The 24,738-nt window shown below is 64.5% G+C and carries 28 protein-coding genes; 14 read left to right on the top strand and 14 right to left on the bottom strand.

Annotated features, from left to right (window positions below; genetic code table 11):
• Positions 1–67 precede the first annotated feature (67 nt).
• Both I6F36_RS26910 and I6F36_RS26905 read left to right on the top strand, forming a co-directional pair.
• Complete coding sequence (locus I6F36_RS26910) at positions 68–562, top strand: MarR family winged helix-turn-helix transcriptional regulator (protein ID WP_225114753.1); 495 nt, start codon at positions 68–70, stop codon at positions 560–562.
• A 266-nt stretch (positions 563–828) separates the two neighbouring features.
• The gene (locus I6F36_RS26905; RefSeq protein WP_036005227.1) at positions 829–2,247 is read left to right on the top strand and encodes a cytosine permease; all 1,419 of its coding nucleotides are present in this window, start codon (positions 829–831) and stop codon (positions 2,245–2,247) included.
• A 27-nt stretch (positions 2,248–2,274) separates the two neighbouring features.
• Here I6F36_RS26905 and treZ read toward each other — a convergent pair whose 3' ends face one another.
• A complete protein-coding gene (gene treZ, locus I6F36_RS26900; RefSeq protein ID WP_225172512.1) occupies positions 2,275–4,086 on the bottom strand; it encodes a malto-oligosyltrehalose trehalohydrolase in 1,812 nt (603 codons plus the stop codon).
• A gap of 189 nt (positions 4,087–4,275) precedes the next feature.
• On the opposite strand from treZ, the gene I6F36_RS26895 reads away from it, so the two are divergent.
• Both I6F36_RS26895 and glgX read left to right on the top strand, forming a co-directional pair.
• Entirely contained in the window at positions 4,276–4,509 is a 234-nt protein-coding gene (locus I6F36_RS26895) for a DUF3606 domain-containing protein (RefSeq protein ID WP_036005232.1), read from the top strand.
• A 20-nt stretch (positions 4,510–4,529) separates the two neighbouring features.
• A complete protein-coding gene (glgX, locus tag I6F36_RS26890; protein WP_225172511.1) occupies positions 4,530–6,767 on the top strand; it encodes a glycogen debranching protein GlgX in 2,238 nt (745 codons plus the stop codon).
• A 21-nt stretch (positions 6,768–6,788) separates the two neighbouring features.
• On the opposite strand, the gene I6F36_RS26885 is transcribed toward glgX, so the two are convergent.
• Positions 6,789–7,985, bottom strand: coding sequence for an NADH-quinone oxidoreductase subunit D (locus tag I6F36_RS26885; RefSeq protein WP_225172510.1), 1,197 nt, complete (start codon positions 7,983–7,985; stop codon positions 6,789–6,791).
• A gap of 267 nt (positions 7,986–8,252) precedes the next feature.
• Here I6F36_RS26885 and I6F36_RS26880 point away from each other — a divergent pair, with 267 nt between their 5' ends.
• Positions 8,253–9,257, top strand: a complete 1,005-nt coding sequence (locus I6F36_RS26880) for a patatin-like phospholipase family protein (protein ID WP_225172509.1) — start codon at positions 8,253–8,255, stop codon at positions 9,255–9,257.
• On the opposite strand, the gene I6F36_RS26875 is transcribed toward I6F36_RS26880, so the two are convergent.
• The 5 genes from I6F36_RS26875 to I6F36_RS26855 form a co-directional block, all read right to left on the bottom strand.
• Complete coding sequence (locus tag I6F36_RS26875; protein WP_225145654.1) at positions 9,254–10,150, bottom strand: SIR2 family protein; 897 nt, start codon at positions 10,148–10,150, stop codon at positions 9,254–9,256. The genes I6F36_RS26880 and I6F36_RS26875 overlap by 4 nt on opposite strands.
• A gap of 50 nt (positions 10,151–10,200) precedes the next feature.
• A complete protein-coding gene (locus I6F36_RS26870) occupies positions 10,201–10,638 on the bottom strand; it encodes an NUDIX hydrolase (protein WP_109144235.1) in 438 nt (145 codons plus the stop codon).
• A gap of 79 nt (positions 10,639–10,717) precedes the next feature.
• Positions 10,718–11,503 (bottom strand): succinate dehydrogenase iron-sulfur subunit, encoded by a 786-nt coding sequence (locus I6F36_RS26865; RefSeq protein WP_036005027.1) that lies wholly within the window; start codon positions 11,501–11,503, stop codon positions 10,718–10,720.
• A gap of 14 nt (positions 11,504–11,517) precedes the next feature.
• Positions 11,518–11,682: a hypothetical protein gene (locus I6F36_RS26860; RefSeq protein ID WP_156447251.1), complete on the bottom strand. Its 165-nt coding sequence runs from the start codon at positions 11,680–11,682 to the stop codon at positions 11,518–11,520.
• Entirely contained in the window at positions 11,654–12,160 is a 507-nt protein-coding gene (locus I6F36_RS26855) for a DUF2243 domain-containing protein (protein ID WP_225172508.1), read from the bottom strand. The genes I6F36_RS26860 and I6F36_RS26855 overlap by 29 nt, the downstream gene beginning before the upstream one ends.
• Positions 12,161–12,518: 358 nt before the next feature.
• Between I6F36_RS26855 and I6F36_RS26850 the strand changes: the two genes are divergently transcribed.
• Complete coding sequence (locus I6F36_RS26850; protein ID WP_225145867.1) at positions 12,519–12,734, top strand: hypothetical protein; 216 nt, start codon at positions 12,519–12,521, stop codon at positions 12,732–12,734.
• Between the two features lie 242 nt (positions 12,735–12,976).
• Here I6F36_RS26850 and I6F36_RS26845 read toward each other — a convergent pair whose 3' ends face one another.
• Positions 12,977–13,336, bottom strand: a complete 360-nt coding sequence (locus I6F36_RS26845) for a hypothetical protein (protein ID WP_082641518.1) — start codon at positions 13,334–13,336, stop codon at positions 12,977–12,979.
• Positions 13,337–13,371: 35 nt separating this feature from the next.
• Positions 13,372–13,545, bottom strand: a complete 174-nt coding sequence (locus I6F36_RS26840; protein ID WP_192893250.1) for a hypothetical protein — start codon at positions 13,543–13,545, stop codon at positions 13,372–13,374.
• A gap of 184 nt (positions 13,546–13,729) precedes the next feature.
• Between I6F36_RS26840 and I6F36_RS26835 the strand changes: the two genes are divergently transcribed.
• Positions 13,730–13,918: a hypothetical protein gene (locus I6F36_RS26835; protein WP_036005037.1), complete on the top strand. Its 189-nt coding sequence runs from the start codon at positions 13,730–13,732 to the stop codon at positions 13,916–13,918.
• Positions 13,919–13,939: 21 nt separating this feature from the next.
• On the opposite strand, the gene I6F36_RS26830 is transcribed toward I6F36_RS26835, so the two are convergent.
• From I6F36_RS26830 to I6F36_RS26810, 5 genes are all read right to left on the bottom strand, one after another.
• A complete protein-coding gene (locus tag I6F36_RS26830; RefSeq protein ID WP_225155723.1) occupies positions 13,940–14,410 on the bottom strand; it encodes a metallophosphoesterase family protein in 471 nt (156 codons plus the stop codon).
• A gap of 14 nt (positions 14,411–14,424) precedes the next feature.
• The gene (locus tag I6F36_RS26825; RefSeq protein WP_036005044.1) at positions 14,425–14,643 is read right to left on the bottom strand and encodes a hypothetical protein; all 219 of its coding nucleotides are present in this window, start codon (positions 14,641–14,643) and stop codon (positions 14,425–14,427) included.
• A gap of 112 nt (positions 14,644–14,755) precedes the next feature.
• Positions 14,756–16,522 (bottom strand): SDR family oxidoreductase, encoded by a 1,767-nt coding sequence (locus tag I6F36_RS26820; RefSeq protein ID WP_225172507.1) that lies wholly within the window; start codon positions 16,520–16,522, stop codon positions 14,756–14,758.
• An 87-nt stretch (positions 16,523–16,609) separates the two neighbouring features.
• The gene (locus tag I6F36_RS26815; protein ID WP_225172506.1) at positions 16,610–17,527 is read right to left on the bottom strand and encodes a hypothetical protein; all 918 of its coding nucleotides are present in this window, start codon (positions 17,525–17,527) and stop codon (positions 16,610–16,612) included.
• Positions 17,528–17,539: 12 nt separating this feature from the next.
• Positions 17,540–17,827 carry a hypothetical protein gene (locus I6F36_RS26810; protein ID WP_057029924.1) on the bottom strand — a complete coding sequence of 96 codons (288 nt, stop codon included), beginning with the start codon at positions 17,825–17,827 and terminating at the stop codon, positions 17,540–17,542.
• A gap of 341 nt (positions 17,828–18,168) precedes the next feature.
• Here I6F36_RS26810 and I6F36_RS26805 point away from each other — a divergent pair, with 341 nt between their 5' ends.
• The 7 genes from I6F36_RS26805 to I6F36_RS26775 are packed head-to-tail and all read left to right on the top strand — an operon-like array spanning position 18,169 to position 24,672.
• Positions 18,169–19,269 (top strand): inositol-3-phosphate synthase, encoded by a 1,101-nt coding sequence (locus tag I6F36_RS26805; RefSeq protein WP_225128995.1) that lies wholly within the window; start codon positions 18,169–18,171, stop codon positions 19,267–19,269.
• Positions 19,269–19,865, top strand: a complete 597-nt coding sequence (locus I6F36_RS26800) for a histidine phosphatase family protein (protein ID WP_109144241.1) — start codon at positions 19,269–19,271, stop codon at positions 19,863–19,865. Before I6F36_RS26805 ends, I6F36_RS26800 begins: the two co-directional genes overlap by 1 nt.
• Entirely contained in the window at positions 19,862–20,965 is a 1,104-nt protein-coding gene (locus tag I6F36_RS26795; protein WP_225172505.1) for a glycosyltransferase, read from the top strand. The genes I6F36_RS26800 and I6F36_RS26795 overlap by 4 nt, the downstream gene beginning before the upstream one ends.
• A 2-nt stretch (positions 20,966–20,967) precedes the next feature.
• Positions 20,968–21,768: a nucleotidyltransferase family protein gene (locus tag I6F36_RS26790; RefSeq protein ID WP_109144243.1), complete on the top strand. Its 801-nt coding sequence runs from the start codon at positions 20,968–20,970 to the stop codon at positions 21,766–21,768.
• Positions 21,765–22,532, top strand: coding sequence for a TIGR04290 family methyltransferase (locus tag I6F36_RS26785; protein WP_074448197.1), 768 nt, complete (start codon positions 21,765–21,767; stop codon positions 22,530–22,532). Before I6F36_RS26790 ends, I6F36_RS26785 begins: the two co-directional genes overlap by 4 nt.
• The gene (locus I6F36_RS26780) at positions 22,529–23,479 is read left to right on the top strand and encodes a beta-xylosidase (protein ID WP_225172504.1); all 951 of its coding nucleotides are present in this window, start codon (positions 22,529–22,531) and stop codon (positions 23,477–23,479) included. The genes I6F36_RS26785 and I6F36_RS26780 overlap by 4 nt, the downstream gene beginning before the upstream one ends.
• Positions 23,467–24,672 (top strand): phosphopentomutase, encoded by a 1,206-nt coding sequence (locus I6F36_RS26775; RefSeq protein WP_225172503.1) that lies wholly within the window; start codon positions 23,467–23,469, stop codon positions 24,670–24,672. Before I6F36_RS26780 ends, I6F36_RS26775 begins: the two co-directional genes overlap by 13 nt.
• The last annotated feature ends 66 nt before the right edge of the window (positions 24,673–24,738 follow it).

The following is a 24,738-nucleotide window of genomic DNA, read 5'->3' as shown; positions in this document are numbered from 1 at the left end:
TCCCGATATGGCAGGCGCACTCGAATCGAGCTAAGCGCGGCAGGGTTTCGGCTTGGGAGTGTGTGCATTGCGGCAAGCGAAGACACGTCGCGGCGGGACGCGGCACCGCCCCTGGCCCTTGTCGGAACGGCCCGGCTATCTGATCCGCCGGCTGCACCAGATTCACGTCGCGCTGTTTCAGGAAGCCTGCGGCGAATTCGAGGTCACGCCGCTGCAATACAGCCTGCTCTCGGCGCTGGCGGTGCGAGAAACCGCCGATCAGACCACTTTGGCGGCCGATATCGCGCTCGATCGCACTACGACGACCGGTGCGTTGAAGCGTCTCGCGGCGCGCAACCTTGTCGAGCGCGCGGTGAACAAGGACGATCGGCGCGCGCGATTGTGCCGCCTGACGCCGGCCGGCGCCGCGCTGCTGGTTAAAATCGAGGGCGCGGCACGGCGGGCGCATCGCGCAACGCTCGGTGATTTGAGCCAGCGGGAACAGGCCCTCTTCATCGAGATGATGCAGCGCATCGTGGCCGGCCATCCCAGTCGCGACAGCGCCGCTGCCCTATTCGACTAGAGGCGAGTGCTGCGCTTTTGAGTTGGGCTGCTTAATTTATCATCGTACCGCTGCCCGGCCGTGCATCGATCGCCGTCAACCGGCGGCGGGTCCGGTGTGCTGCGGCAGGCCGGCGCGTCGGCATGGCCGGCGCTTAAAAACGCAGTCGCATCCGAGGCGAGCCTCGCTGCGTCCGGCATCGAAACGCGCCCGGCCCGGCCGCTCCGCAACCCATGGCACGATTTATGCTGCGATGATGCGAAGCGTGCTTCGTATTGGGGGATGCCATGACGGATTCCGAACTTCGCGCTGATATTCACAGCATCGAGCCAATTCCCGACGCGGACCGGGACTCCAGCGGGCCGCAGCAGATGTGGATCTGGGCCGGCGCCAACGTCGCGCCGGTGAACTGGGCGCTCGGCGCGCTCGGCATCATCCTCAAGCTCGGCCTGATGGAGACAATCGCGGTTATCGTGCTCGGCAACATCGTGGGCTGCGCGATCTTCGCGACCTTCACGGTGATGGGACACAAGACCGGCGTCAACCAGATGGTGCTGAGCCGGTCCGCCTTCGGCGTCCGCGGCGCCTACCTGCCGAGCATCCTGATGTTCCTGATGACGCTGGGCTGGATCGGCGTGAACACCTATTTCCCGGTCAAGGTCTCGATGGGCATCCTCGGCCAGTTCGGCGTGCCCGACACCTGGCTGGTCGAGATGATCGTCATCACGCTGGTGATGGCGGTGCAGGTGATGATCGGCGTCTACGGCTTCTACGCGATCCGCACCTTCGAGAAGTACACGGTGCCGCCGACCATCGCCATCATGGTGCTGATGAGCGTGCTGGCCTGGACGCGGCCCGGCGTCGTCAACTGGAACCTGACCACCTCGCTGCCGCCCGGCGCGCATCTGGCGATGCTGACGATGCTGATGACCGCAATCGGCGTCGGCTGGGGCATTTCCTGGGTCACCTGGGCCTCCGACTATTCGCGCTTCGTGCCGCGCTCCACGCCGTCGAAAGCCGTGTTCTGGTACAGCTATGTCGGCATGTTCGTGCCGACGGTCTGGCTCGGCATTCTCGGCGCGACCATTGCCTCGACGACGCTGGACACGGATCCCGCCAAGATGGTCAGCGCGGTGTTCGGCGGTCCCGTCAGCATCCTTGTCCTCCTGATGGTGCTGCACGGCCCGATCGCTACCAACATCCTCAACGTCTATTCGGCGGCGCTGGCCGCCTTAAGCGCGGGGCTGAAACTCTCGCGCTTCTGGCTCACCGTCATCGTCGGCGTCGCCGGCTATCTGGTCACCCTCTACTTCATCTTCGCGCCGTCCTTCGCGAAGGCGTTCGACCATTGGATGATCAGCCTGCTGTTGTGGATGAGCCCGTGGGCCGGCGTGGTGCTCGCCGACTTCTACATCAAGCGCAAAGGCAAGATCGAGGTGGCCGAGCTCTATCGCTCGCCGGAGAGCAGCGCCTATGGCGACATCAACTGGGCCGGCATGATCGCGTTCTTCGCCGGCCTCGTTGCCGGATGGCTGGTGCAGGACGGCCTCGTCAGCGCGCTGCAGGGGCCGATCTCGATCTATCTGCTCGGCGGTGCCGATCTGAGCTGGCTGTTCGGAATCGGCGTGGCGGGCCTCGTCTACCTTGGGCTCGGCAAGTTCGCGACCTCGCCCACACCGGCCGTCGCGAGCCGTGCCGGCAGCTAGCCTGAGAGCGCTGAACCTCGTCTGTCGTCAGCGCTTGCGGCCAAGCCTCACGATCATGTCGCCGGGCCCAAGTGCTCCGGCGTCATGAGAGTGCAATCGCCACAGGCTCTCGCCGTCGACCAGCGAGGGCATCGGCAGTTCGAGGTCGGCGAAATTGGCGACGATCTGCAGAACGTCGCCCTGCTCGGTCTGCCAGCGCACATCCACGCCGCCCATGCTGGGATCCGCGCCGAGCAATTGTCGCTGCGCCGAAACGAACCCGCGTTTGATCAGCGGCACGATCTTCTCGCGCCGGATCGTCAACAACTGCGTCGTCAGTGCTCGGAACCTGGTGCCGGAAGGCGATTGCTCGATGCTGGACCAGTCCAGCTTGGAGGCGAGGAAGGTTCTTTCGTCGCACGGGTCCGGGATTCCGGCGCGCGTTTCGGGCGTCGCGAACGCTTTGAAGTGCGAAAACTCCTTGCGGCGGCCTTCCCGTGTCAGTTCGGCGGCTTCGCCCGTCCAGTCGGCGAAGAACAGGAAGGGCGTTTCGGCTGCCGCTTCCTCGCCCATGAACAGCATTGGAATATGCGGGCTGAGCAGAACCAGTGCGAGGGCCAGCTCCAGCTTATCCGGACCGACCAACCGCGACAGCCGCTCCCCGAAGGCGCGGTTGCCGACCTGGTCGTGGTTCTGGGCGAAGAAGATGGTCGCTTCGGGCGGCAGATGAGCACTCGGCTCGCCGCGCGGCGCCTCGTGCAGGGGAAACACCTCGCCCTGATAGGCAAAGCCCTCGGTGAGGGATCGCGCCAAATGCTCGAGCGGCTTGTCCGCAAACGCCCGGTAATAACCTTCGTCCTCGCCCGTGAGCAGGACGTGAAGCGCGTTGTGGAAATCGTCGCCCCATTGCGCATCGTAGTACGTCGCTCGTCCCTGTGAACGCGCGAGCAGGTGCGCCTGATTGGCCTCGTTCTCCAGCATCAGATGGATGCGCCGGCCCGCCAGCTGGCTGCGCAGGGTCTCGGCGAGCTCGACCAGGAAATGACGTTTCGAGTCGTCCTTCAGCGCATGAACGGCATCGAAGCGCAGGCCGTCGAACCCATAATCGCGCAGCCACATCAGGGCATTCTCGATCAGAAACCCGCGCACGAACGCGCCGTCGGCTCCTTCGAGGTTGACGGCGGGCCCCCACCCGGTGGTGTGGCGCGGGTTGAAGAAGTTCTCCGCATAGAGATGCAGATAGTTCAGCTGCGGCCCGAAATGGTTATAGACGACGTCGAGATAGACCATGAGGTCAAGGGCATGCGCCGCGCGCAGCAGCCGCTTGAGATCCTCCGGCCGGCCATAGCGGGCATTCGGCGCGTTCAGGAGCACGCCGTCATAGCCCCAATTGTGCCGCCCGGGGACGTCGTTGAGCGGCATCAGCTCGATGGCGGTGATGCCGAGATCGCGAAGATAAGGCAGCTTCTTCTCGACGCCGGCATAGGTCCCCTCCTCGCTGAACGTGCCGACATGCAGCTCGTAGATCACGGCTTCCGCCCAGGGACGGCCCGGATAGAGCACCGGGTCCCTCAACGCGGCCATGTCGACCACCTCGCTCGGCGCGCCGACGTCGTCCGGCTGGAAGCACGAGGCGGGATCGGGCACGACGAGGTCTTGGTTGATCCTGAACTGATAGCGCGTGCCGGCGCGCGCAGTTTGGCTCAATAGCTGATACCAGCCGTCCGCATCGCGCGGCATCTTGCGTGGCGGCTGGCCGATTTCGAGCAGCTCGACCGATCGCGCCGTCGGCGCCCACAGGTTGAACGAGACCCCATGATCGACGATCTGAGGACCATGGCGCCGATTTTGCTCGGCCATTCCCAGCCTCTGATTCAAGCCCGTCCCCTTTCGCCGCATGCCCACTTCGGCATGCAATTGCGCACGTCAGGGCGACAAAGCGGAGCGGTGTGCGTTCGTTCCTGCACGGCGCCGACGCCGGACATTTGCAGCGCAACGGGAACGGAATCAGCAGCGCGACGGTTACCATCCCAGACAGGAGCCGTGGCCATGCGCCGCCCGAAGCCGCAACTGATCCGCAACAAGCTCGACCTGACCGACCGCGCCCAGGTGCGCCTCGTCAAGAAACGGCTCGGACTTTCGGACGCTGAGCTGATCGCGATCGTCGGGCGGATCGGCAACTCCATTCCGGCCATCAGCAAGGAGGCGGCTCTGCAAAAAGCCAACGCGCCGTCCAAGCCGGCCGACGTGGAGCCCACCGCCGCGACTGCGCCGACATCCTGACGGGCAACCCGGGGGCGGAGATGGACCAGCCAGCACATTCAGACGAGGCCCTGACGCGGACGGCCTCACGCCTGCGCCGCACCCGGATCACCGAAGGCAGACCTTTCCCGCTCGGCGCCACCTGGGATGGCCTCGGCGTCAATTTCGCGCTGTTCTCCGCCCACGCCACCAAGGTCGAGCTCTGCCTGTTCGACGATACCGGCGAAGGCGAGCTCGAGCGCATCGAGCTGCCCGAATATACCGACGAGGTCTGGCACGGCTATCTGCCCTCCGCCCGTCCCGGGACCGTCTACGGCTATCGCGTCCATGGTCCTTACCAACCCGACGCCGGCCACCGCTTCAATCCCAACAAGCTCGTGCTCGATCCCTACGCCAGGCAGCTGGTCGGCCAGCTCCGCTGGGGGCCGGAGCTGTTCGGCTACCGGCTGGATCACGCCGACAAGGACCTGTCCTATGATGAACGCGACAGCGCGCCCTTGATGCAGAAATGCCGCGTCATCGATCCCGCCTTTACCTGGGGCGTGGCGCGCAAGCCGGAAGTGCCGTGGGAGCGCACGATCGTCTACGAGATGCACGTCAAGGGCTTCACCCAGCTGCATCCGCTGGTGCCGGAAGCCGATCGCGGCACGTTCTCGGGCCTCGCACATTCGGAAATCCCGGCCTACTTGCGCTCGCTCGGCATCACCAGCGCCGAGCTATTGCCGATCCATGCCTTCGTCGACGACAGCTATCTGGTCGAGAAAGGCCTGCGCAATTACTGGGGCTACAACTCCATTGCCTTCTTCGCGCCGGAGCCGCGTTACCTGAAGGCGACGTCGGCCAACGAATTCAAGGCCATGGTCAACCAGTTTCACGCCCATGGCATCGAGGTCATTCTCGACGTCGTCTACAATCACACCGCCGAAGGCAACGAGCTCGGCCCGACCCTGTCGTTCAAAGGCATCGACAATGCCAGCTATTACCGCCTGCTGCCGGACGAGAAGCGCTACTACATCAACGACACCGGCACCGGAAACACCGTCAATCTCTCGCATCAGCGTGTGCTGCAACTCGTCGCTGATTCCTTGCGCTACTGGGCGACAGAGATGCGGGTCGACGGCTTCCGTTTCGATCTCGCCACCATCCTGGCGCGCGAGCCCTATGGCTTCGATGAAGGCGGCGGCTTTCTCGACGCCTGCCGCCAAGATCCCGTGCTCTCCAGCGTCAAGCTGATCGCGGAACCCTGGGATATCGGGCCCGGTGGCTATCAGGTCGGTCAGTTTCCGCCGGGCTGGGCCGAGTGGAACGACAAGTTCAGGGACACGGTGCGCGCCTTCTGGAAGGGCGATCCGGGCACGCTGGCCGAGGTCGCCAAGCGCGTTTCGGGCTCCGGCGACCTCTTCAACAAGCGCGGACGCCGGCCCTGGGCCAGCGTCAATTTCGTCACCGCGCATGACGGCTTCAACCTCAACGATCTCGTCTCCTACAACGACAAGCACAACGAGGCGAATGGCGAGGACAATCGCGACGGTCACGACAACAACCATTCCTGGAATTGCGGCGTCGAAGGGCCGACCAACGACGCCGAGATCACCGCCTTGCGCGAGCGCCAGAAGCGGAATCTGCTGGCAACGATGCTGCTGTCCCACGGTACGCCGATGCTGCTCGCGGGCGACGAGTTCGGGCACACCCAGAACGGCAATAACAATGCTTACGCCCAAGACAACGAGACCACCTGGCTCAATTGGATGGGCATCACCGCGAACGGCCGCAGCCTGCGCGAGTTCGTGCGCAAGCTGATCGCCACCCGCAAGGCGTTTCCGATCCTCTACCGCAGCCGCTTCCTGGTCGGCTCGCACAACGAGGAGCTCGACGTCAAGGACGTCACCTGGCTCTCGCCGTCCGGCGAGGAGATGACGACGGAGCAATGGCAGGACGGCAATGCGAAGTGCTTCGGCATGCTGCTCGACGGCCGCGCGCAGGAGACCGGGATCAAGCGCCGCGGCTCGGATGCGACCATGCTGCTGGTCTACAACGCGCACCACGACGTCGTGAATTTCACCCTGCCGGAGGTCACCGACGGACGCAGCTGGCTCGGCCTGATCGACACCAATCGGCCCGACGCGCCGATGGCCGAGTTCGAGTTCGGGCATGCTTACGCGGTGACCGCGCGCTCGCTCGTGGTGTTCGGCCTTGCCAACGACAGCATCGCGACGCGGCGCCTCCGCCAAGGCCTCGGCGCGCTGCTGGACATCGCCGACACGCCTCTGCCCGAGTAGGTGCGTGCCGGCCGTTCACGATCAGCGATCGACTTCGCCGAACACGATGTCCAGCGAGCCCAGGATCGCCGAGACGTCCGCCAGCAAATGCCCTTTGCAGAGGAAATCCATCGCTTGCAGATGGGCGAAGCCGGGCGACCTAATCTTGCACTTGTAGGCGGTGTTGGTCCCATCCGCGACGAGAAACACGCCGAATTCGCCCTTGGGCGCCTCGACGGCGACGTAGATTTCGCCGGGGGGAACATGGAAGCCCTCGGTGTAGAGCTTGAAGTGATGGATCAGCGCCTCCATCGACCGCTTCATCTCACCGCGCCGGGGCGGCGCGACCTTGTTGTCCTGCACGATCACCGGGCCGCCGCCGTCCGGCGACTTCAGCTTCTCGATGCACTGCTTCATGATGCGGACGGACTGCCTCATCTCCTCCATGCGAATGAGATAACGGTCGTAGCAGTCGCCGTTCTTGCCGATGGGGACGTCGAAATCCATCTCCGCATAGCAGTCGTAAGGCTGCGCCTTGCGCAAATCCCAGGCGGCGCCCGAGCCGCGCACCATCACGCCCGAAAATCCCCACGCCCAGGCCTGCTCCAGCGTCACCCTGCCGATATCCACGTTGCGCGCCCTGAAGATCCGGTTGAGCGTTAGCAAGCGGTCGAGATCATCCACGACTTTCAGAAACGGATCACACCAGGCCTCGATGTCGTCGATCAGCTTGGGCGGCAGATCCTGGTGCACGCCGCCCGGCCGGAAATAATTGGCATGCATCCGGCTGCCGGAGGCGCGCTCGTAGAACACCATGAGCTTCTCGCGCTCTTCGAAGCCCCACAGCGGCGGGGTCAAGGCGCCGACGTCCATGGCCTGGGTGGTGACGTTCAGAAGGTGCGAGAGGATGCGGCTGATCTCGTGATAGAGCACCCTGATGAGCTGGCCGCGGCGCGGCACCTCAATGCCGATCAGCCGTTCGATGGCGAGGCAGAAGGCATGTTCCTGGGTCAGCGGAGCGACGTAGTCGAGCCGGTCGAAATAGGGAATGGCCTGGAGATAGGTCTTGGCCTCGATCAGCTTTTCGGTGCCGCGGTGCAGAAGGCCGATATGCGGATCGACGCGCTCGACGACTTCGCCGTCCAGCTCGAGCACCAGCCGCAACACCCCGTGCGCGGCGGGATGTTGAGGACCGAAGTTGATGGTGAAGTTTCTGAGGCTCGGAGATTGTTCTGGCATCCCGCTTCCGGTCGGAGCTGTCGCAGCCGTCACCTTAGCCGCGATCTGCAGCGACCGGCTTCACACAGGTTAACGGCTCGCCGCAAAGGGCGGCCATGCGTGCCGTTTGAGCCTTTGGAACACGGCATCAAGAGCAGCGTTCAATTGTCGACATTGGAGCTTTGAGATGAATGTCGATTGCTCGCCGCCGCTCTCGCGATCAATCTTCGCTATTGCGGGAGATACCGGTGATCGGCGCGACCACCCGACCGGCAATTGGCGCCCGTCTTGACCGACCGTGCAGCTGAGCCTGGCGGCACAGCCGAGCGTCCTCTCACCGCCATCACGTTCTCCGGCGGGCTCGGCCTCGGCGCCTATCATGGCGGTGTGTTTGAAGCCCTCAGTTCGCTTCGGCTGCCGATCGACTGGGTGACGGGTTCGTCGGCCGGGGCCATCACGGCCGCGCTGATCGCGGGGAGCGCGCGCGACGACCGGCTGCAGACTCTGCGCAGCTATTGGCATGCACTAAGCAGTCCAGCCGACGTGCCGAACGCGGGCCGCCACGCGTTTGCGTGGCTGAGCTCGATCAGTACGCGCGTGCTGGGTCATTCGGGCTACTTCCATCCCCGCCTCCCCATTCCGGCTTCTCACTACGGGGGCCTCTACGATCTCGGCCCGACCCGGCAACGCCTGCAGCGCTTGATCGATTTCGGACGTCTGAACGGCGGCGATCTGCGGATCACGATCTGCGCCACGGACGTCGAGAGCGGCGATGCCGTGCTGTTCGACTCCGCGTCGGAGCGGATCGAAATGGACCATATCCTGGCCAGCTGCGGCTTTCTCCCCGAATTCGCTCCGGTGCAGATCGCCGGCCGCTGGCTCGTCGACGGCGGGTTCTCGCTGAACGCGCCGTTCGATCCGATCCTGGAGACTGCAGGCCCGCTCCGCCTCTATGTGATCGATCTGTTTCCGCGCGACGGCAAAGTCCCCGATGGGCTCGAGGCCGCCTCCGAGCGCAAGAGCGACCTGACCTTCGGCAACCAGACCTTCCAGCGCCTCGGCTACGCTCTGGAGGCCCGTCAGCTCCGCGCCGAGCTTCAGGACCTCCACTACAAGGACGAGGTCTATCTCCTGAGCTACCGGCCGGGCCGCGAGGAGGCCGGGCCGGAAAAGTCCTTTGATCTGTCGGAGACGGCCATGGCGCAGCGCTGGCGCGCCGGCTTTCTGGATATGCAATATGCCGCAAGCCTCACTCTAGCCCCGAACGAGATCTGCAGCGTGCGGCGGCCCTAGCGATGTCTCTCGGTGTCGGGACCGGAGCTAGGCGCTGTCCTGCCGTCAAGCCGCTCGCGAATGTCGCGCAGCAGCCGCCTGAGACCGTCATCGGCAGCCATACCCTCGGGCGGGGCGATGGTGGTGATGCCCCAGTTGGCGAGCACCGCCTCCTGCACCGGATTGCGCTGCGCGACGAATACGAAGGATCGCGGCCGGTCCTGGCTGTGCCCGGACTCGTCCCAGATCTGCCAGATCCGGTGCAGCAGCAGCCGGATGTTCGGATCGGACATGCTGTATCCGACGAAGAGCAGCGTGCTTCCCAGCGCATCCGCGCGAAAGCGGATATCGAGCGGGGAATTGAAGGCGAGCCGGTTCAGAAAGTCGGTCTCGGTCAGAACCAGCGAAGCATCGTCATCGAAGTCGCCGTGGAATTTGATGATGTGGGTGACGCCGGCGCGAGCGCTCGCGATCTCCTTCGCGTTGCTGATCTTCGCAAAGGGCTTGTTCAGCACGTCGAACGCGGTTTCGAGGTTGCGATCGTAATTGGTGGTGTAGATGACCGGAAAATCCAGCTCGACGATCATCCGGTGCAGCTCTGAAGCGGCGATCTTCTCGGGGTCGACACGCCAATTGCGGTCGAGCCAGCTGCGCAGCGGGCCGATCCCGCCGCGCTTGATCCGATAATATTCCGCGAGCATCTGATAGCCGCCATGCATTCCATCGATGAGGTTGCGATCGAGGCCGAGATCGTCAAGGAGATGATCGATCAGGGACTGCCAGGACGGTAGGCCGACGGCCATCGAGACCCCGGCGCCCACAAACAGGACAGCGCGGCGTCGCTCGATCGCCGCTGCCAGGATGTCGTGAGGCGGCCGCTCCTCCGATATGAGCCCCGTGGTTTGTTGGTCCATCAACCTTGAATGATTGGGCGCGCGACGCGTTCCTAATCCCGGACCACCCCTCAGCGGCCGAGCGGCGAGGATGTCTCGCGCGCCGTCTGCGCCGCGAACCGGGCGATCAGGCGCCGGAGCTGCGCCTTGTGCACCAGGCGCGCCGCCGTCTTCGGCGAGACCCAGATCGCCTCCCGCTCGCCCTTCTCGGGCCACCAGCGCTCCCGCCCGTGCACCTTCATGGGGAAGACGGCAACGTTCATGGTCCGCTTGCGATCACCTTTTCGCTTGCGATGCTTGAAGCTGCCCAGTGCGCGCGTGGCCACGACACCGACCAGGCCCGCCTCCTCATAGGCTTCGAGCGCAGCCGTCAGGTGCGGCTCCTTGTTGCGCATCGGCGATCCCTTTGGGACGCTCCACCTGCGCTTGCGCCTGGTCGTGATCAGCATCACCCGCAGCTCGGACTTGTCCAGCCGAAACGGCAGAGCGGCAAATTGCTTCTTTCCCATCAGGCGCCTCCAACTCGCGTCTGATAAGCGAGCGCCGCAGCCATGGTTCCTGTTTTGCGCAGTGGCGTCTCGCTCGCGATCAGAACTTCCGCTCGACCATCTTGAGCCGCAGAGCCGAAATGGCTTCTCCGGGATTGAGGCCCTTTGGGCATGCTTTCGCGCAATTCAGAATGGTGTGGCAGCGATAAATCCTGAAGGGATCCTCGAGCATGTCGAGGCGTTCGCCGGTGGCTTCGTCCCGGCTGTCATTGATCCAGCGCGCCGCCTGGATCAGGGCTGCCGGCCCGAGAAAACGCTCGGAATTCCACCAATAGCTCGGGCATGAGGTCGAGCAGCACGCGCAGAGAATACACTCGTACAATCCGTCGAGTTTCGCCCGATCCTCGTGGCTTTGCCGCCATTCCTTCTGCGGCGTGGGGGACGTGGTCTGCAGCCACGGCTCGATGAGTGCGAGCTGCGCGTAGAAGTTGGTCAGATCCGGCACCAGGTCCTTCACCACCGGCTGATGCGGCAGGGGAAGCACGCGGAGCGGCTCGCCTTCCGCAACATCCTCGTTCATCGATCTCGTGCATGCCAGCGTGTTCTGGCCGGCGATGTTCATCGAGCAGGAGCCGCAAACGCCCTCTCGGCAGGATCGCCTGAAGGTCAGGGTCGAGTCGATGTTGTTCTTGATCCAGATCAGCCCGTCCAGCACCATCGGCCCGCAATCCGTCTGATCGACGAAATAGGTGTCGAGCCTGGGATTGCGGCCATCGTCCGGATTCCAGCGATAGACCTGAAATTCCCGCAAGCTCTTGCCGGCCGGCTTTGGCCAGACCACCCCCTGCTCGATGCGGGAGTTTCTTGGAAGCCTGAACTCCACCATGGTCACCTCCGCGCTCAGACCGGCGAAAAACAGCGCAACTGCAAGAGATCGTCGACGGAGAGGCCGAACAGCACTGGCCGAAACGCCGGCGCCGTCGCGAGCACGAGCAGCAGCAGAAACATCACGTAGACCAGAGCCGGCGGCGTGTTTCTAACGAGCCTGTAAGCTGCCTTTCGCATGCACTCCCTCCTGCGCGCCCGCGCGTGCCATGGCAACGCCCATGACGATCATCGCAGCTCCCCACAGCAGGAAGCCGATATCCCAGAAAATGCGCTGGCCGTCGGGCACGGTCTCGTTCACATGATGCAATCTCAGGATCTGGTGATCGATCACGCCTTCGACGAGATTGAAGATGCCCCACCCGATCAGGATCGTCCCGAGACACTGCGAGCGGGACCACCGCGGCGCGCCTCGGCGTGCCCGCTGCCATAACAGATAAAGCCCAGCGAGCACGAGGACATAGGCGGTACTGTGAAAGATGCCGTCCCAAGTCGTATTGAGGGTGATGTTCTCGATGGAATCGAGCGGATACCAGCCGCTTAACATATGATGCCATTGCAGCAGCTGATGAAAGACGATGCCGTCGAAGAATGCGCCGAGGCCAAGTCCGAGAAGGACGCCTGCGGACGTCGGGAAATTGCTTTGTCTGTCTTGCATGTGGTGAACTCGTGCGCGGCTCGGCACTTCCGATGCGGAATTAAGCCATGCTAGACGGACACGTTCCTATGGCGATCAGCATCTCACTGGGATCGAGCTTGCGATCAATCGTGCCAATTGATCGAGACTAACATGCGTTAAGGCGAGCGAGACGTTCGTCGGCACGCGTGCGCGATTGGTCATCGGCTTCATTCCCGATAGGAACGTTCGATATCACGCTGCGTCTGTCGCTCACATGTTGGAGATGCACATGCCGAGAAGATCGTTCTTGCTTGCTTTGGGTGGCCTCGGATTGTCGACCCTGAGTAACCTCAGGGAAATCGCATAGCGCGTAGCGACGGAAGCCAGAGAGGCGATCATGGCATACGCCCTGTTCAAGGACGGAGAGAAGATGAGCCGCACGTTTCCGACCAAGGAGGAAGCGCTGGAGAGAGCCGATGAGGCGGGGTTGGTCGAGCATGCCGAGGGCGAGGCGGTGCTCGAGGACGAGTTGAAGATCAGGCCTTGCCCGGCCGACCCCGAGCCTTGCGATGATGCGGACCTGGACTGGACGCCGGTCAAGCCGGCGTCCTGATCAGGGGCAGCGCAATCGCATATGACTTGTGGCGGCGGTCTGCGCGCACGCCTCGTCCTTCGAGACGGCGCTGACGCGCCTCCTCAGGATGAGGCTAATCGGTGTCAGTGCCCGTTGAAACTGCTGCCGCGCACTCCGACCTCATCCTGAGGAGCCCGCCTCAAGCGGGCGTCTCGAAGGATGGCCGCAGGGAAAAACTCAAATGCGATAGCCCTGCTGATCAAGGGGTCAGCATCATGGACTCAGCATCCCCTGCAGATGCCTTTGATCTTTCGATCCGCCTCGGAATCGCGGGAGGTCTCCGAACGAATCTGGTCGTCGCCCTGCAGCGAGGGTCCGGGCGTGACGGTCCCATCGATGCGTCCGATATTGGTGCCGCCTGCAGGATTGCCGGGTCGGCCGACGGTCGTCGATCCCCGTGGGCCGGAGCCGCCGCTCGATTGCGCTGTCCCGGCCGAGTTGGTCCCGGGCGCCGACGACGTGCTCCCGGCCGCCCCGCCACCGGCGCTTCCTCCCCCGCCGCCACCACCTCCCTGCCCGAATGCCGCTCCGGCGGAGGCGGTCGCCAGCACGGCGAGCAGCACCAGACCTGTCCTGCTCATCGACTGTCTCTTGGTGCATCTGTTGAGGTCGAGCATCATCGATCCTGCTGGTAACCCTGGTTGGTCGTGTTCTGCTTGATGTTGCCGTGGCGGCCCTGGGTATCGAAATTCTCGCGGCCCGGCTCCCGTTCTGTCGGCTCGACGGCCGGATCGGAACCAGGTCCCTTGTTGCTCCGCTGTTCTTCGGGAACTGGAGGCATCTTTGACATGTGCTGCTCCTGTGTCGATGGTTCGCAATGTCGAAATAGAACAATGAGTTGTCGCAGGGGTCGTTCCTGCGCCGATCGCCGCAGCGCGAGACAGGGAACACCGCGCCACGTGCCGGGTTGATCAGAGGGTGCTGCCGCAGCCCATCCTGCGAGCTCGACAGGGAAACTCTCGACGGGGAAACACATGCCAAAGGCGACTGAACCTGAAACCGATCCGCGAGAGACACCGCTCGACGATCCGCGCCGGAAGACCGATATGCCGACGCACCGGCAGACGGATAAGCCTTGGCAAGGCAATCCCGAGAAGGAACAGATCGATCCGGAACGGCCGCCGCTGGATCTGGAGCGGTGGCAGAAATCGAAGACGCACTAGGCGGCGGTCGCCGGCCTAGCGTCAGACCCTGTCGAGATCATGAATGACGGGCCGCAGCGGCCTGCCGGAATCGAGCTCCAGCGTTGCCAGCGTAATCGGCAGCTTGAAGCGTCGCTTCCCTGCGCTGCCTGGATTCAGATAAAGCACGCCGTTGACGGTGTCGATCCGCGCGCGGTGGGAATGCCCTGAGACCACGACATCGATCCCGAGCTCGGCAGGATCGATCGTCAGCTCGTTGAGGTCGTGCAGGACGTGGAAGCTGCGGCCGCCGAGGCGCAGCGTTTGTGTTTCGGGAAAGCGTTCAGCCCACGTGCCCCGGTCGACATTTCCCCTGATCGCGGTGACGGGTGCGATGCGGCAAAGCCCGTCCATCACCGCCTGGGCGCCGATGTCGCCGGCGTGGATGATGTGCGAGACGCCGGCGAGGCAGCGCTCCGCCTCGGGCCTCAGCAGTCCATGCGTGTCGGCGATCACCCCAATCATGAACGTCATGTCAGATCACCGCTTCAGTGCACTACATCCAGCGGCATCCGGCCGATTTCCTCACCATCCTCGTTCGTGACGAGGATCGAGAGGTGGCGGCCCTTAAGCTCGGGACGCTCCTCGAGCAGGCGCCGCGCAATCTCTTCGGCGACATCCAGAGCCTTGATGTCGTCCGGCAAATCGGCACCTCCCTCGTCGGCTACGGTTTCAGAATCCACCAAATCAAAATGATAGCGCGGCAACGTCTGGTCCTCGGGTGTTCCCGCAGGAACGCGCGGTCTCAGGGCTTCGTTCCGGCGCCGGAGCCATCTGCGGTCCGGCGGGCGGGCATCGCCGTCGGTCCTCGGCGCGAGATCACGCGCGGCGCCGCCGCGTCCTCGCGCGGGGTCTGGAACGGCCCGCCCTCGATGCCGCGAATGCCAGGCCGGCAGCGATCCCGAGCACCACGAGCCCCTTGCTGAGCACAGCGGCCGGCGGAACCTGCTTCCGCACCAGCCAGCCGCCGTCGACGGACGTGCCCTGCGGACCCGCTTCGAGCAAGGTGCCTTCGTTCCTTGCTGCTGGACGCGCGCGCGACAGCAGCCAGCGGAATGCGGCTCCGATGACATTCTCGGTGATCTCAGGAGCAACCGCATAGGCCAGTTGCCCGGCGCGCGCCGGCCACCCCACGGCCATCTCGTCACGCGGCGCGCGGACGAGGCGCAGGAGGGTCTGGGCTACATCTTCGGATTGATAAAGCAGCGGACCAGGATCGAGCCTTCGTCCGGAGACGTTGGCGCCGTGGACGAAGCCCGGCGTATCGACCATGGACGGAAAAACGCCACAGACGTGAATGCCGGGATGAGCCCGGAGCTCCTGACGCAAGCTTGCGGTGAAGCCGCGAAGGCCGAACTTGCTGGCGGTATAGGCTGCGGCAAAGGGCGTCGGCGCCCAGCCGCCAAGCGAAATGTTGTTGATCAGGACACCGCGGTTCTGGCGAAGGAAGATCGGAAGCACCGCGAACGCGCCATGCATGGTGCCGAGCAGATTGACCTCGATGGTCCGGCGATGAAGCGCGATGTCTGCATCCTGATAGGCCCCGAACACGCCCGTGCCGGCGTTGTTGATCCAGACGTCGATGCCGCCGAAGGCCTCATCCGCCTCACCGGCCAGACGCTGCACCGCCTCCGCGTCAGTGACGTCGGTCGGCACGGGCAGGGCCCGGCCTCCGAGCGCCTCACAATCCGCAGCAAGCCGCATCAAGACCTCGCCGCGGCGTGCGGCGAGGACCACGCTTGCGCCCTCGCGGGCAAAGGCCAGCGCCGCGGCGCGGCCGATTCCACTGGAGGCGCCGGTGATGACGACGCGCGTGCCGACCATCTGCCCGTGCTCGCGTCCCGAGACGTCCGCGGGAAGCAGCCAGCGCAGGGATCGCCGCAGGCGTGCCGTTCCCTGTGTTTCGAACCAGTCGCCATGCGCAAAGATCACCCGCTCCGGAGCCAGCTTCACGAGCCGCTCGCCCGCAGCCCGCGCCGAACGGCCGCCGAGGCGGAGCAGCAGCCGCAGATAGACCGGGGCCTTCCCGTCCGGCTTGGCAATGCCGAGCAGGCTCGCCGCGGCTGTATTCGAGGCGCTGAGGTGGTGGGGATCGAGGTTCTGCACGATATCCGTCAGAACCAGCGTCCGGCTCCGCCTGTCGAACAGCTCGACCTCCGAGAACATCGGAGCATTCACCGACACCGTTTCGAGGTCGGCGGCCCATTCCTCCGGCGTCGTGTCTCCAAGCTCGCGATCGACGCGGAGGCCGGCCGCCCGCACCTGCCTGCGCGCCGCAAGGCCGCGCGCAGCAAAGATCGCGGCCTGCGGCAGCTGCCTTTGCCATTCTGGCAGGAACATCCAGTGCGCAATATTCGGCGCCAGCAGGTATCTGATCGTGCCCAGCCGCTCCAGCTCTTGGCGCAAAGCCGGCGAATATCTCACCGGCGAATGCAGCACGAGGTCGCCGTTCGACAGGCGGATGACAGTCATCCGTACGGGCAGTTGCAGGCCGGCGGCGTTGATCGGCTTGTCGTTCACGATCCAGATATCGTCGGTCACCTGCGACAGGCTGGCAGTCGACACACCGGCGTCGGAACTTTGCATGAGCGTCTTTCCATTGCGAGGGCGTTGCACCAAAGCGCGTGGGCGGCGCTCGTTCCTCATCAATGTCTTGGAAAGAACGTCTGGAAATCACATCGCCGCGGTCGTTCGACCTCCTTCGAGCCGCACCCGTAGCGCGTTGCGGGCGTCGGCGATGACATCGACCCAATCGCCCGGCCGTGTTTGATGAAACAGCCGCAGGCTCGGGTACCAGAACGAACGCGCACCGGATTGGGGCCAGCGCCAGTCGCAATCGGCATGCAGCAAGACCCAGGCCTCGCATCCCAGCGCGCCCGCAAGGTGTGCCACCATGGTGTCGACACATACGACGAGATCGAGCTGCCGCAGGCGATGGCCGAGAGCGACGATATCAGACGTGCTGATGTCCCGTGCCCCGATCGTCGCGAGCTCTTCGGTGCTCGTCCCGCGCTGAAGCGAATGGAGCGTCACGCCGGATCCAGCGAGATTGCGCAGCAAGACGGCCGGAACCTCCCGCCGCTTGTCCCACTCACCGACTTTCCAGACCAGGCCGACGGCCAGACTTTGCAGCCGAAGCGGTTGTACGGCAACAGGAGGGAGCGTCAGGTAGGGAACGCGCATCTCGACCTGATCGCGGCGCGCTCTGATAGCGTGCGGCACCTCCATGATCTCGATGTCGACCTCGAAAGCGCTCTCGGGCGCACCATCATGCAGCGGAATGGCGCGATCGACGCCCGCTGCGCCCTCGACCATCGGCAGCAGCTCGGGTTGACACCACAGGGTGACGCTGCGCGCAATCGCGCGAAGCGGCTTCATGAAGCGCAGGAACTGGATGGTGTCGCCGAGTCCGTGATAGCAGCGCACCAGCACGTGCTTATCCCTCAGCTCCTCGCCGCGCCAGATCCGCTGGAGGTGACGCGGGCCAGTGTGCTTCGGCGGATGCGCGATCTCCAGCAAATCTCGATCGTTGATCCGCCAGGCGCGCCCAAAATCGCCCGCCCTGATCGCTTCCGCCCAGCCGCCCGCCATGTCGCGCGGTCGCTAATGTCGCACGAACTTGTGGAATCGACTGAGCTTGCCGTCCTTGGTTCGATCCTGATGCAGGAACGCGATGCCGGCTTCATCGAACTTCTCGAAGAACGCGTCCCAGCTGATGCGATCCAACGCTTCATCCGGCGGATCGAAATCAATACGCAGGATTCCGGCGTGGCCACCCTCCTCCGTCGCCTTCACGGTCGCCGGCTTCCCGCCGCGTTCTTCGGCCCATTTCTGGATGACGTTGTGATCGGTGGTCTCGTGGGCTTCGCTGTTCTGTGCCTTGGATGTCATGTCACACCTCGTTCACTAGGCGGGCGATGAACGCCCGCACCGCATCGAACCATTGGCCGACAAACGCGGGCCGCAGTGATTGGTTCTTCGCGGCAGATACGAAACGGTCCGCGTGAGGCGAGCATCATCTTCTTCATCTTCATCATGAAAGTCGTTCGTTCCGAGCTGGCGGTACGGGACTTTATCCCATGTTAAGCGCGTCGCATTTTGTCGCGATGAATCGGCCCACGGCGTGCCGCTCGCATCTCCTTCCCAGGAACGAACATACCTTCCACACGTTCGCCGACGTACTTACACCGACTCTTGCACCGACGCCGCATGCTTCCGGAGGGCTTCATTCCATGCATTCTCGTCTCCAACACAGGCGCCGCGTGCGCGTCGGACTCGTCGGCGTCGGCAATTGCGCGAGCTCCTTCGTCCAGGGCCTCACCTACTACCGGAACGCCAAGTCGAACGAGCCGGTCCCGGGACTGATGAATGCAGACCTCGGCGGTTACCATATCAGCGATATCCAGATCGCTTCGGCGTTCGACGTCAACGCCAACAAGGTCGGCCGCGACGTCGCCGATGCGATCTTCGCCTCGCCCAACAACACGCACCGTTTCTCCGACGTCGCGCCGACAGGCGTCATCGTGCAACGCGGACCGGTCCTGGACGGCATCGGGCATTATCTCACCGACGACGTTCCAATTGCGAACGTGCCGGAGGCCGACGTGTCCGAAGTGCTGGCGATGTCCCGCACCGACGTTCTGGTCTCCTATCTTCCGGTCGGCTCGCAGCGCGCCAGCGAATGGTATGCGGCGCGCGCCATCGAGGCCGGCTGCGGCTACGTCAATTGCATTCCGGTCTTCATCGCCTCCAATCCGGAGTGGCAGCGCCGCTTCGAGGAAGCGGGCCTGCCGATCGTCGGCGACGACATCAAGAGCCAGGTTGGTGCCACCATCCTGCATCGCGTGCTCGCCAACCTGTTCCGCGAGCGCGGCGTGCGGCTCGACCGCACCTACCAGCTCAATGTCGGCGGCAATACCGATTTCAAGAACATGCTCGAACGGGAGCGGCTGGCCTCGAAGAAGATCTCCAAGACCCAGGCCGTGACCAGCCAGTTCGACGTCCCCATGGACCCCGACAACATCCATGTCGGACCGAGCGACCACGTGCCGTGGCTCACCGATCGCAAGCTCGCCTTCATCCGCCTGGAGGGAACGACCTTTGGCGGCGTTCCCCTGAGCGCCGAGGTCAAGCTCGAGGTCTGGGACTCCCCGAATTCGGCGGGCGTCGTGATCGACGCGGTGCGCTGTGCCAAGCTCGCCATGGACCGCGGCCAGGCCGGAGCGCTGACCGGCCCTTCGAGCTATTTCATGAAATCGCCGCCGCAGCAGTTCACCGACGAGGAGGCCGGACGGCGGACACGCGCCTTCATCGACGACAAGGCGTTTGCGTGATGGCTGGGATCATCCATCTCGTCCGGCACGGTCATCACGCCCTGCTCGGCCGCATCCTGTGCGGCCGGATGAAAGGCGTCGCGCTCGACGATCTCGGCTGTGAGGAAATGGCGCGCTGTGCCGGCACCATCGCGCCGCGGCCATCGCTCATTCAGTCCAGCCCGCAACGGCGCTGTATGCAGTCGGCATGCATCCTCGCGGCGCATTTCAGGCTGCCGGTCGAGATCGTTCCTGCCCTCGACGAACTCGATTATGGCGAATGGACCGGGCGATCGTTCGACGAGCTGGCGCCGGATCCCCGATGGTCGCGCTGGAATGGGCGACGCGGCACCAGCCGCCCGCCCGGCGGCGAGAGCATGCGGTCGCTTCAGAACCGCATGGTCGCTCATCTGGAGCAGCTGCGCGGCGACCGCAATCTCGACGCCGTCGTCCTCGTCAGCCACGCCGAGCCGATCCGCGCCGCGCTGCTGCACTATTCGCGCACGCCGCTCGACCAGTTTCTTTCGATCGAGATCGATCCGGCCAGCATCAGCACGCTCCGCGCCGACAGAAGCGGCATGAAGATCACCAGGATCAACCAACGGGTGACGGCGTGAAGATCATCGTCTTCGGCCTGACAATCTCGTCTTCCTGGGGCAACGGTCACGCCACCCTGTGGCGCGGCCTCTGCAAGCATCTCGCGCGTTCGGGACACAGCGTCGTCTTCTTCGAGCGCGACGTGCCCTATTATGCCGGTGCCCGGGATCTCTACGAGCTGCCGGGTGGCGCGCTCCGGCTGTTCGCGAACTGGGACGACGTGCGGCAGGCGGCAAGCGCCGAAATCCGTGATGCCGACGTCGCGATCGTGACCTCCTATTGCCCCGATGCGATCGCCGCGACCGAGCTGATTCTCGCTGAGGATCGTGCCGTTCCCGTGTTCTACGACCTCGATACTCCGGTTACGCTGGCAAGGCTCATCGCCGGCGAGGCTGTCCCCTATATCGGCCCGCGCGGCCTGCGGGACTTCGCGCTGGTGCTCAGCTTCACCGGAGGGCCTCACGTTGCGGACGAATTCCGCACCAGGCTCGGCGCGCGCGACACCCTGCCGCTTTATGGGCATGTCGACACAGACATCCACCATCCGGTTACGCCGCAGCCGCATTATCGCGCCGATTTGTCCTATCTCGGCACCTACTCCGAAGACCGCCAGCGCACGCTCGAGGCGCTTTTCGTCGCGCCCGCGCGGGCGCGCCAGGATCTCCGCTTCCTGATCGGCGGCGCGCAGTACCCGGACGATTTCCCATGGTCGCCCAACATTTATTTCGTGCGGCACCTGCCGCCGTCCGAGCACGCGCCGTTCTTTGCCTCATCGCGGCTGACCCTCAACGTCACCCGCCGGGCCATGGCGGAGATGGGCTGGTGCCCGTCCGGCCGGCTGTTCGAGGCCGCGGCCTGCGGTGCCCCGCTGCTGAGCGACGACTGGCCCGGAATAGCGGACTTCTTCGCGCCCGGAGAAGAGATCCTGATCGCACGCGACGAGCACGACGCGCTTGCCGCACTCGCGATGCCGGATGCCGAGCTCAGGCGCATGGCCCTGCGCGCCTATGAGCGCACCATGGACCAGCACACATCCGACAAGCGGGCGCGTGAACTGATCTCGATGCTCGAGCAGATTGCGTCGAGCCGGGTCAGCCGGCAACAAATCGAGGAGGCCTGATCATGTGGGGCATCGTTCCGGCCGCGGGCCGCGGCAGCCGTATTCAGCCGCTCGCCTTCTCGAAGGAATTGCTGCCGGTCGGCAGCCGGCGCGACGACGGTACCGATCGTCCCTGCGCCGTCTCCGAATATCTGCTGGAGCGCCTCATCCTCGGCGGCGCCGACAAGATCTGCTTCGTGATCTCGCCCGGCAAGTCCGACATCCTCGAATATTTCGGCGACCATTACGGCAGCGCCGAGCTCGCCTATGTGGTGCAGCCCGAAGCCTCCGGCCTGTGCGACGCGGTGTTCAGGGCAAGCACCGTCGTCGGGCGGCACGAAGACGTCATGGTCGGCTTGCCCGACACGGTGTGGTTTCCCAAGGCGGCCCTGCAATCCCTGCCCGAGGCAGACCTCTCGTTCCTGCTGTTCCCGGTCGAGCACCCCGAATTCTTCGATGCGGTGGTGCTGGACGGCGAGCAGGTGACGGAGATCCAGGTCAAGCAGCCGAATGCAGCCTCGCGCTGGATCTGGGGTGCTTTCAAGATGTCGGCCCACGGCTTCCGCCAGCTCCAGGCGCTGTGGCACGCACGCGAACGCCGCGACGAATATTTCGGGACGCTGGTCAATGCCTACCTTTCGGCCGGCGGCAACGGCATCGGGGTCAAGGCCGGCGAATCCTACGTCGATGTCGGCACCATCGACGGCTATCGCACGGCAATGGCCCTGCTCGCCGAGGGCGTCGAGGGCCGTTCCAAGTCGCGGACCCGCGCCTCATCGGACGGGGCCCGGCCGGTCTCAATGAATAACGGAGCGATTGCATGACCAGAGGCGCCCTCTCCCGCGAGGAAATCCGCCAGCGCGTCGATGCGCTGGGGCCATGGTTTCACAATCTCGACCTCAAGGGCGTGCCGACAGCGCCGTCGCACTTTCTCGGCGACTACCCCAATGTGAAGTGGCAGCGCTTCTCCGGCATCATTCCGGACCGGCTCGAAGGCAAGACCGTTCTCGATATCGGCTGCAATGCCGGCTTTTACGCCATGGAGATGAAGCGGCGCGGCGCCGAACGCGTGCTCGGCCTCGACACCGACGAAGAATATCTGGCCCAGGCCCGCTTCGCGGCCGAGGTGAACGGGCTCAGGATCGAATTCCGCAAGATGTCGGCCTATGATGTCGGGCAGCTGCGCGAAAAGTTCGACCTCGTGATCTTCATGGGCGTGCTCTACCATCTGCGACACCCGCTGCTGGCGCTGGACCTGATCCATGAGCACGTCGCCGGCGATCTCCTCCTGTTTCAGTCGATGCTGCGCGGCGACAGCCGGGTCGATGCGATCGAGAAGAATTACGACTTCTGGACTACCGATCAGTTCGATTCCTCCGGCTACCCGAAGCTGCACTTCATCGAGCACAAATATGCCGACGACCCCACCAATTGGTGGGTGCCCAATCGCGCCTGCGTCGAGGCCATGCTGCGCAGCGCCGGCTTTGCCATCGCGGCCCATCCGGAAGAGGAGGTCTATCTGTGCAAGCGCACGACGCGGCCGCAGGTCGACGGGCCGGTTTATCCGTCACGGGAGGCGAGCCGATGATCGAGGCGGCCAAGATCTGGAACGAGCCCAACAACAAGTCGCATTGGGACCTCCTGATCGACCCGGACTGGGCGATGTTTGCCAACCTGGCGCTCGCGGCCGGCAAGGCCATCCGCGGCGCGCATCCGACCTTGCCGCGCGTGCTCGGCGGCATTTCGCCGATCGACCCGTCCTTCATGCGCAGCATGCAGGCGCGTGGCGTGCTCGATCACGTCGACGCCGTCGCCGTGCACGGCTTTCCGCTCGACTGGAATTTATGGCAGATCGGAGAATGGCCGGCCAAGATCGAGGAGATCAAGGCTGTTACCTCGCTCCCGGTCTGGGTGACCGAGGTCGGCGTCTCCTCGTTCGGCGCCGAGGAGGTGCAAGCCTGGGGCCTGTCGCGCACCGCCGACCTTCTGATCGGCCGCGCGCCGCGCATCCACTGGTACAGCCTCTATGATCTCCCTTCGGCCTGGGAGGCGACCACGCGGCACAAGGAGGCCGAGGGGTCCTCCTATTACCGGCATTTCCACATGGGCCTGCTGCGCGAGGATGGAACGCCGAAAGCCGCAGCGGAGCTGTTCGGCCAATACGCCGCCGACATGGGCCTCTGCCAGTGGTTTCATTTCGAGGACCATCGTCTTGATGACGCCGTGCGCTGGATGCGCCGCTTCGGCGTGAGGCACTTGCGGACCGGCCTGTCATGGGCCGACAGCTTCCGTCCCAACGCGCTGGACTGGTTCGACCGCCAGATGGATGCACTGGCCGAGTTCGATGTCACCGTGACGTTCTGCTTCACGCCGGAACACCGCGGTCTCGAACCGCATCATACCAGCCCGCCGCTCGACGTGAACGAGTTCGCCGATTTCTGCGCGCAGATGGTCGAGCGCTACTGCACGAAGACCGGTCTCGCCTCCTCTAGTGGCATCTCCCCGCCGATCAGGGAGCCGACATGCGTGCCCTGATCCTGGTGATGGATTCCGTCGGAATCGGCGCCGCGCCCGACGCCGCCAATTACGGCGACGAAGGTGCCGACACCATCGGCCACATTGCGGATGCATGCATGGCCGGGCGTGCCAATAGTCCGCAGCGGGAGGGGCCGCTGTGCCTGCCAAATCTCGTGGTGCTCGGCCTCGGCGAGGCCTGCCGCCTTGCGACGGGGCGCGTCCCGCCCGGGCTCGACGGCCGGGTTCAGGGTGCGCGCCATGGATGCGCCAGCGAGATATCGAGGGGCAAGGACACGCCATCCGGCCATTGGGAGATCGCCGGCGTGCCTGTCGCGTTCGACTGGGGCTATTTTCCAAAGATCCAGCCCTGCTTCCCGCGCGATCTCGTAACAAAGCTGTGCGAACAAGCCGGACTGCCCGGCATCCTCGGCAACTGCCACGCCTCCGGCACCGACATCATCGCCGAATTCGGCGAGCGCCACATGCGCAGCGGCGAGCCGATCTGCTACACCTCGGCCGACAGCGTGTTCCAGATCGCGGCGCACGAGGAGACGTTCGGGCTTGAGCGGCTTTACGACGTTTGCACGATCGCGAGACGGCTGGTCGATCCCCTGAACATCGGCCGCGTCATCGCGCGTCCGTTCGTCGGAACGGACGCAGGCAATTTCAAGCGCAGCTCGCACCGGCGCGATTTCTCGGTTCCGCCGCCCGAGCGAACCATCCTCGACCTTGCAGAAACTGCCGGCCGCGACATCGTCACGGTCGGCAAGATCGACGACATCTTCGCTCATCGCGGCACCGGGAGAAACCTGCGCGGCGACGGCAATGCAGCGCTGTTCGATGCCACGCTCGATGGGCTTGGAGGCCTTGCAGAAGGCGGGCTTTTGTTCGCCAACTTCATCGATTTCGACACGCTCTACGGCCACCGCCGCGACGTCGCCGGCTACGCAGCGGCGCTCGAAGCTTTCGACGCCCGCCTCCCCGAGCTGCTGAGCCGGCTGCGAAGCGACGATCTCCTCATCATCACCGCCGATCATGGCTGCGATCCGACCTGGAGCGGCACCGATCATACGCGCGAGCAGGTCCCGATCCTGGCGTGGACCGCGCAGTCAACGGCTCCGATCGGCCGACGCGCCGGCTTTGCCGACATCGGCGCGACGGTTGCAAGACATCTCGACCTGCCGGCGCCACTTCATGGCGCGCATTTCTAGCCGGGATTCTAGCTGGGATTCACTTGGGTTATTGATCCAGGTTAGAGAAACTTTCGTTTGTAGGTT

Source organism: Bradyrhizobium sp. BRP19 (assembly GCF_020194195.1).
Taxonomy (GTDB): Bacteria; Pseudomonadota; Alphaproteobacteria; order Rhizobiales; family Xanthobacteraceae; genus Bradyrhizobium; species Bradyrhizobium yuanmingense.
This window is presented reverse-complemented; position numbering and strand designations above follow the sequence as displayed.

Coding starts and splice junctions, on each gene's coding strand:
- I6F36_RS26870 (WP_109144235.1), bottom strand. CDS start 10,638: ATGGGAAAGAAGCAATTTGCCGCTCTGCCGTTTCGGCTGGACAAGTCC.
- I6F36_RS26875 (WP_225145654.1), bottom strand. CDS start 10,150: ATGGACCAACAAACCACGGGGCTCATATCGGAGGAGCGGCCGCCTCAC.
- I6F36_RS26820 (WP_225172507.1), bottom strand. CDS start 16,522: ATGCAAAGTTCCGACGCCGGTGTGTCGACTGCCAGCCTGTCGCAGGTG.
- I6F36_RS26800 (WP_109144241.1), top strand. CDS start 19,269: ATGGCTGGGATCATCCATCTCGTCCGGCACGGTCATCACGCCCTGCTC.
- I6F36_RS26905 (WP_036005227.1), top strand. CDS start 829: ATGACGGATTCCGAACTTCGCGCTGATATTCACAGCATCGAGCCAATT.
- I6F36_RS26885 (WP_225172510.1), bottom strand. CDS start 7,985: ATGCCAGAACAATCTCCGAGCCTCAGAAACTTCACCATCAACTTCGGT.
- I6F36_RS26785 (WP_074448197.1), top strand. CDS start 21,765: ATGACCAGAGGCGCCCTCTCCCGCGAGGAAATCCGCCAGCGCGTCGAT.
- treZ (WP_225172512.1), bottom strand. CDS start 4,086: ATGGCCGAGCAAAATCGGCGCCATGGTCCTCAGATCGTCGATCATGGG.
- I6F36_RS26775 (WP_225172503.1), top strand. CDS start 23,467: ATGCGTGCCCTGATCCTGGTGATGGATTCCGTCGGAATCGGCGCCGCG.
- I6F36_RS26865 (WP_036005027.1), bottom strand. CDS start 11,503: ATGGTGGAGTTCAGGCTTCCAAGAAACTCCCGCATCGAGCAGGGGGTG.
- I6F36_RS26895 (WP_036005232.1), top strand. CDS start 4,276: ATGCGCCGCCCGAAGCCGCAACTGATCCGCAACAAGCTCGACCTGACC.
- I6F36_RS26840 (WP_192893250.1), bottom strand. CDS start 13,545: ATGTCAAAGATGCCTCCAGTTCCCGAAGAACAGCGGAGCAACAAGGGA.
- I6F36_RS26835 (WP_036005037.1), top strand. CDS start 13,730: ATGCCAAAGGCGACTGAACCTGAAACCGATCCGCGAGAGACACCGCTC.
- I6F36_RS26845 (WP_082641518.1), bottom strand. CDS start 13,336: ATGAGCAGGACAGGTCTGGTGCTGCTCGCCGTGCTGGCGACCGCCTCC.
- I6F36_RS26830 (WP_225155723.1), bottom strand. CDS start 14,410: ATGACGTTCATGATTGGGGTGATCGCCGACACGCATGGACTGCTGAGG.
- I6F36_RS26855 (WP_225172508.1), bottom strand. CDS start 12,160: ATGCAAGACAGACAAAGCAATTTCCCGACGTCCGCAGGCGTCCTTCTC.
- I6F36_RS26815 (WP_225172506.1), bottom strand. CDS start 17,527: ATGGCGGGCGGCTGGGCGGAAGCGATCAGGGCGGGCGATTTTGGGCGC.
- I6F36_RS26790 (WP_109144243.1), top strand. CDS start 20,968: ATGTGGGGCATCGTTCCGGCCGCGGGCCGCGGCAGCCGTATTCAGCCG.
- I6F36_RS26860 (WP_156447251.1), bottom strand. CDS start 11,682: ATGCGAAAGGCAGCTTACAGGCTCGTTAGAAACACGCCGCCGGCTCTG.
- glgX (WP_225172511.1), top strand. CDS start 4,530: ATGGACCAGCCAGCACATTCAGACGAGGCCCTGACGCGGACGGCCTCA.
- I6F36_RS26850 (WP_225145867.1), top strand. CDS start 12,519: ATGGCATACGCCCTGTTCAAGGACGGAGAGAAGATGAGCCGCACGTTT.
- I6F36_RS26805 (WP_225128995.1), top strand. CDS start 18,169: ATGCATTCTCGTCTCCAACACAGGCGCCGCGTGCGCGTCGGACTCGTC.
- I6F36_RS26780 (WP_225172504.1), top strand. CDS start 22,529: ATGATCGAGGCGGCCAAGATCTGGAACGAGCCCAACAACAAGTCGCAT.
- I6F36_RS26810 (WP_057029924.1), bottom strand. CDS start 17,827: ATGACATCCAAGGCACAGAACAGCGAAGCCCACGAGACCACCGATCAC.